The organism is Acidobacteriota bacterium (assembly GCA_022340665.1).
Classification (GTDB): domain Bacteria; phylum Acidobacteriota; class Thermoanaerobaculia; order Thermoanaerobaculales; family Sulfomarinibacteraceae; genus Sulfomarinibacter.
This window is the reverse complement of record JAJDNM010000035.1, coordinates 1-5,967: the sequence shown is the minus strand read 5'-3', so window position 1 is coordinate 5,967 and position 5,967 is coordinate 1. Positions and strand designations below refer to the sequence as shown.

Below are 5,967 nucleotides of genomic sequence, written 5' to 3'. Positions count from 1 at the left end.
TTCGGGCCCTGGACGTTGAGCTGGCCAATACCGCCGGTGATATCGGTGACGAAGCAGTGAGCGTCCGTGGGAATGTGCCGCCTGAGCCAGGTTTCGACGTGGCGGTGCATGGTGTCGGTGACGACCACGATGAACTTTTCCTCGGTCAGCTTGGTCACCGTGACGTCGGCCTCGATGCGGCCGCGTTCATTCAGCCACTGGGTGTAGGTGATGGTGTCGACCGGGCCGTTGACGCTGTTGGCGGAGATATGGTCGAGCACCCTGCCCGCATCGCGTCCTTGTACCAGGAACTTGCCCATGAAGGTCATGTCCATCGCGATGACGGCCTCGCGGCAGGCCCGGTGCTCGGCCTCCCAGTAGCGGAACCAGTTCTGCCGTCCCCAGGAGAGCTTTTCGACCTTCGGCTCGACGCCTTCCGGCGCGTACCAGGCGGGGCTCTCCCAACCGCTGACATCGGTGAAGTAGGCGCGCTCGTCCCTCAGGCGATCGTGGAACGGTGATCGCTTGCAGTCGCGCGCGGTGAGCGGCACCCGAGTGGGGTAGTGGCGGCGGTAGACCAGACCGAGGGTCTCCACCACCCGGGTCTTGCGGTACTCGGGGTTGCACTGATAGGGGTGGAATCGATCCAGGTTGATGGGCGTGATGTCAGCCCCCGGGTCACCGCTCGTGATCCACTGGGCCATGATCCTGCCCAGCCCGGGACCGGTGATGATGCCGATCGAGTTGAGCCCGGCTGCGATGAAGTAGTTCTCGATCTCCGGCGCTTCGCCGAAGGCGACACCCATATCCGGCGTGAAGCTTTCCGGTCCGCAGAAGAACTTGGAGATTCCGACCTCCGTCGAGATCGGGATGCGGCTCATGGCTTTCTCGAGAAACGGAGTCATCCTGTCCCAGTCAGGCGCGATCTCGCCGAAGGAAAAGTCCTCGGGCACGCCGTCCACCATCCAGGGCGCACACACCGGCTCGAAGAGGCCGATCATCAGGCCGCCGGTTTCCTCGCGGTAGTAGCCATGGCACGACGGATCCTCGATGATCGGAAGATCGCGCGTCATGCCCTCGAAAGGCTCGGTGATCAGGTAGTAGTGCTCGGTCGACTGGTTCGGGATGCAGATGCCGTTCAGAGCTCCGAGCTGTCGCGCCCACATGCCGGCGCAGTTGACTACGAACTCGGCTTCGATCTCGCCCTGTGTGGTCATCACCCCGGTCGCTCGGCCGTTCTTGATGGTGACGCCTGTGACCGGGACGCCCTCGATGATCCTCACCCCCAGCTGGCGAGTGCCCTTGGCAAGGGCCATGGTGGCGTCCACCGGGTTGACCCGCCCGTCCTGCGGCAGGTAGAAGCCTGCCTCGATGTCATCCACCCTGGCCAGGGGAAAGAGTTTCTTGATCTCATCGGGTCCGATCTCCTCGACGTCATTGCCCAGGTGCCGGTTGAAGGCGGCCACGCGGCGGTACTCTTCGACCCGGTCGGCGTCGGCGGCCAGTTCGATGAAGCCGAGGGGCTCGAAGCCGGTGCTGAGCCCGGTTTCCTCCTCGAGCCGAGCGTAGAGTTCTCGCGTGTACATGCGCATCCCGACCGAGGTCTCCGAGGTCGAGCCGAAGGTGGTCATCAAACCCGCCGCGTGCCAGGTCGTACCGCTCGTCAACTGGTCCCGCTCGAGCAGGACCACGTCCTTCCAGCCCATGTGGCCCAGATGGTAGGCCACGGAGCATCCGATCACGCCGCCGCCGATGATGACGACACGGGTTTTTCGAGGTAGATCCTGGTTGTTCATCGAGGCTCCCTTCCTCCGTCCTCAGGAGACTCTAATCGTGCCGATTCAATGGGTCAAAACGGCGAGCCGGGCGGAGGCTTGGCATTTCTTTACGAAAGACCCCTCCTTCTTGACGGACGGGATCGGCGCGGGCGGGTAGAATCAGACCAGATCGGTCGGGTGCGAGGGACGGGAAGAGCCCCCGAAGCTACTGCCAGCACTCCGGTCGGGGAGAATCAGGAGGAGGAAGATGAAGCGTTTCACGGTATCGAGCCTGCTCGTCATCGCGGTTCTGCTGACGGGCGGTCCAGTGTCTGACGCTGCGGGTCAATGCAAACGTCAGGGTCAGGGCAAGGGGGCGGGCGGTGGTGTGTGCGGAAGCACCCTTGGCACGCGGTTCGAGAGCCTGCCCAGTCAGGAACTCGGTGATGCCGAGCGCACGGCGGTGATGCGAATCCGCGAGGACGAGAAGCTCGCGCGTGACGTCTACACCACGCTCGGCCGGAAGTGGGACCTCCCCGTCTTCGACAACATTGCCCTCGCCGAGCAAAACCACATGGATCACGTTGCTTTGCTCATCACCCGTTATGAGCTCAAAGACCCGGTGGTGGATGACGTCACCGGCGCCTTCACCGATCCCGAACTGGCCGCGCTCTACGCGAAGCTCGTCGCCAAGGGCGAAGCGTCCCTGGAGGGCGCTCTCCAGGTAGGCGCCACAATCGAGGATCTCGATCTCTTCGACCTCCAGAAGATGATCGACGCCAGCGACAACCAGGACATTCATTTGGTCGCCAACAACCTCGCCAAGGGCTCGCGCAACCACATCCGCGCCTTCACCAAGGTGATGAGCAAGAAGGGTTATCAGGCCTACGCCGCCCAGTACCTGACGCAAGAAAAGGTCGACCAGATCATCGCGGCCGAGCGCGAGCGGCGCGTCGTCTACGACGAGACCGGCGCGGCCATAGTGGTTGCCGGTGCTGGCGGTCACTGCGCCCGGACTACGGGCCAGGGCGGCTGTAAGGACCAGGGCCAAGGTCAAGGCCAGGGCAAGGGCAAATGTAAGGGCCGGGGTCAAGGGCAGGGCAGGGGTTGTTGCAGAGGCGCCGGGCCGGCACCCGAGGAGGGATGACCGATCTGGACAACTCTCGAAACGGGAGAAAAACGACGCTGCGGGCGCCCCGGAACCCCGTGAGGGCCTGATCGCGTCGGGATTGATACTTCAGGTGGGTGAAGCCGGGCTCTTGTGGCGTTCCAGGATTTCCGCGACTGTTTCCCGGTCGTCGGTCTCGACGTGGAACTCGCCGGAGTACTCGTCCGAGATGTGGGTTCGCCAGAATCGCCTCACCGGACCCGTGTCCTCCATCCGCAGGTAGTACTTGAACCCATGCTTGAGCGAGATCGTGTGGCTCAGCTCCTGCCAGCGAAAAACCTCTTCGAAATCCCGCGGTTTCTTGCGATCGAGAGGTCTTCTCTCCAACCCGGACGGTGTGAATCGATACTCGAGCCTGCCGAGTGCGCTGGGAATCATCGCCACGATAGCCCCGAACGCCGCCACGGCCAGCGCCTTCACCGCCGCCGGCGAGTGGAAGACGAAGCGTGACAACGCCATGAAGACGAGGAAGACCGCGACCACATAGACCATCACCACCGGGTGGATCTTCCTCGCCGACCATTGGTGCAGGATCTGTCCTTCGGCTGCATTCATCGCTGATTCCCCCTCTTCGTCGTGTACCCAGCACCATAATGGTCATGACCGACCGAAAATGAGCATCGATGCGCCGGCTACGTATCCCGAAGTCTCGATACTCCGTGCTTGGAGAGTGTTGCACCATCGCACTCCGACACTACGCGGGCGCCTCGGAGAGATTCCGGCTTGGCGGTGTAGGTTTCTCTATGTTCTCCGTTCATTTATCGGTGGTCATTTTTCGAATCCGCTGATGATCGAGATGCTCACCGAAGCGACGATCAGCCGCAGGTGCATCCCCGATCGAACACGATTTGCCAGGTCCCGTCCGATCCTCTGCGCCAGATGGAGTTGAAGGTGCCGACGCGCTTGCCGTCCGGATTGAAAATCGGTCCAGAGCTCAGGCCGAGGGATCCCGAATCGAGCGTCGACACGACCTCAGGGCGCCAGGAGAATGGAGCCTCGGCTCCCTCGAAAAGCCTCTTCCATGCGGCGGCAACGGCCTCTTTTCCCCGGATTTCCTGGTCACCGTTGTAGAAGATCGCCTCGTCCGCGAGGAAGGTCTGGAACGCCTCGAAATCTCGCTCCTCCATCGTCTTGGCAAAGGCGATCTCGGTTCGCCGGACCTCTTCCGTGGCAATTTCCGGCGCCTCGATCGTTGCGTCATCGAAGGCGAGTGCGACCGGCCGAAGGGCGGTAAGGGCGATTCCTGCGAAAATGAAAACAGTCTTCGATCTCTTCATGAGCACTCTCCTCTGGCTTGTTCCCGCTCGCTTCATAGCGACTCCTGTAGGTCGAAACTGCGGAGCATTCTCACGGTAGCAAAACGGCCTTCACCACTCTCACGTGGCGACCCGCGTCCTGCCAATTCTTGGCTTCGGCCGCGAGATCCGGCGCCGCGCCCGTGTCGACAAAGCCGCCGCGCGTGTGGACCAACACACGACCCGGCACGTCGGCGCAGCTCTCACGCCAGTCGGGCACCAGCTCCACCCGCGTGTGCTCGTCCGACATCACCCAGTCGAAGAGGGCCGCTGTGTCGATCAACCCGTACGGGTCTTCGTGCCGCGTGTAGGGCAGCTTGGCGAAGCCTGCGGGCTCGCGCAGGATCTCGAGCAGGGGCTGGGCCTGCTCGTCGCGGACCACCGCGACCGGAGCCCCAGAGGCAACGGCCGGAGCCACCGCGGCCGCCTCATCGAGGAGGACCTGGTGGGCGCCCGCAATTCGCCGGTAATCCTGCAGATCGGCTCGCACGATCGAGACGCCCGCCGTCATCACTATCACAGCGACCAACAGAGCGCCGGCCTGGACAGCTCTCCGCATGCGGGGGAGCTGCACGCCGACACCTCCCACCCAAAGGGCGATGAGCAGTAGGAAGCCGGCATACGGGATGGCCAGGTACCGGACCGGCATGAACGGGACCGCAATGGTCGGCAAGGTGGGCAGGGTCAGCAGCGCGAGCGCGACCCAGGTTCCGCTCAGCCGCCACCTGAAGCAGCACGCGGCAATTCCGGCGGTGATGACGAAGGCTGTCACTCCCTGCCAGCTCATCACCACTTCGAACGGCGTCGGTTCTTCGAGGAAGAAGAACGCGGCGAGCTGCGACGGAATTCTGGCCAGGATGTGGGGCCCGGACTCGAGATACGGCTTGCCCGACCCGAAGGTGACGGCGTACACCGCCAGATAGACCACGACCGCTGCTCCCACCGCCGCGGCCGCTCGGAGCGCCTCGCGAAACGTCTTGTTGCGCTCCAGTTCGAGAGCCAGGACCAGGCCCGGTGTCACCACCCAGGTCTCCTTGGCGGCCGCCGCCAGGAAAATCATCCCGATCACCGTGAGGGTTCGAGAACTGTTCCAACCTTCGTCCGCCCGGGGCCACGCCAGAATCAGGATCAGCCATGGAGCCAGCAGCAGGCTCTGGTACCGGCAGGCGACCAGGAACACGGACTCGCTCAGGAACGGCGAGGTGCACCAGATCAGGGAGACCAGCGATGCGGAGACCCAGCCGAGCGAAAAGCGACGACCGACGAGCCACAGGAGAACACACGTCACGAGGTGCAGAAGGAGAGATGTGACCCGATAGCCCGCGGGATCGTAGCCACCCCAGACGACCCTGTCGGCCACCAGCAGCCAGGTGGCGGACGGTCTGAAGAACTGGTCGAGATCGGCGAGCAGATATTCCGGCTCGTGCGCTGCACGGTGGGCGAGCTGGATCAGCTGATAGCTGTCTCCGGTGAGCGCCATCGGGATCGATGGGCCGTGCAGGAGGGCAATGGCGGCGGCGATGCAGGCGATGACGAGAGCAAGAACAATGACGATCCGCTTCCGGTCGGTAGACCCGGTCCGTTCATCGAGTTCCCGCACCGATTCATTGTATCCCGCGATGGAGGCGGTTCCGGGCTAGATTGCCGGCACCCTCGCCGACCACCTGCGGGTGTCGCCGGCCTCGAAACCGTCGCTGAAGATCGGCGGCGGACCGAGCTCGTCGGCGCCTACATCCGGCGAGGCGTCGCGTGGCAGGCCGTCGATGTC

At 63.6% G+C, this 5,967-nt stretch carries 5 protein-coding genes; 1 reads left to right on the top strand and 4 read right to left on the bottom strand.

Features of this window, described 5'->3' with window-relative positions; translation table 11 throughout:
- Positions 1-1,775 (bottom strand): FAD-dependent oxidoreductase (locus tag LJE93_05270; GenBank protein ID MCG6948310.1); only part of this gene is annotated, 1,775 nt, incomplete at its 3' end.
- A 229-nt stretch (positions 1,776-2,004) separates the two neighbouring features.
- Between LJE93_05270 and LJE93_05265 the strand changes: the two genes are divergently transcribed.
- On the top strand, positions 2,005-2,883 hold the full coding sequence (locus tag LJE93_05265) for a DUF2202 domain-containing protein (GenBank protein MCG6948309.1): 879 nt from the start codon (positions 2,005-2,007) through the stop codon (positions 2,881-2,883).
- A gap of 90 nt (positions 2,884-2,973) precedes the next feature.
- Here the strand turns inward: LJE93_05265 and LJE93_05260 are convergent, their stop codons facing one another.
- The 3 genes from LJE93_05260 to LJE93_05250 all read right to left on the bottom strand — a co-directional run bounded on the left by LJE93_05260 (position 2,974) and on the right by LJE93_05250 (position 5,799).
- A complete protein-coding gene (locus LJE93_05260; GenBank protein MCG6948308.1) occupies positions 2,974-3,459 on the bottom strand; it encodes a hypothetical protein in 486 nt (161 codons plus the stop codon).
- Positions 3,460-3,719: 260 nt separating this feature from the next.
- A complete protein-coding gene (locus tag LJE93_05255) occupies positions 3,720-4,181 on the bottom strand; it encodes a nuclear transport factor 2 family protein (GenBank protein ID MCG6948307.1) in 462 nt (153 codons plus the stop codon).
- 70 nt (positions 4,182-4,251) lie between these two features.
- A complete protein-coding gene (locus LJE93_05250; protein ID MCG6948306.1) occupies positions 4,252-5,799 on the bottom strand; it encodes a hypothetical protein in 1,548 nt (515 codons plus the stop codon).
- Positions 5,800-5,967: the final 168 nt, after the last annotated feature.

Coding starts and splice junctions, on each gene's coding strand:
- LJE93_05260 (MCG6948308.1), bottom strand. CDS start 3,459: ATGAATGCAGCCGAAGGACAGATCCTGCACCAATGGTCGGCGAGGAAG.
- LJE93_05265 (MCG6948309.1), top strand. CDS start 2,005: ATGAAGCGTTTCACGGTATCGAGCCTGCTCGTCATCGCGGTTCTGCTG.
- LJE93_05255 (MCG6948307.1), bottom strand. CDS start 4,181: ATGAAGAGATCGAAGACTGTTTTCATTTTCGCAGGAATCGCCCTTACC.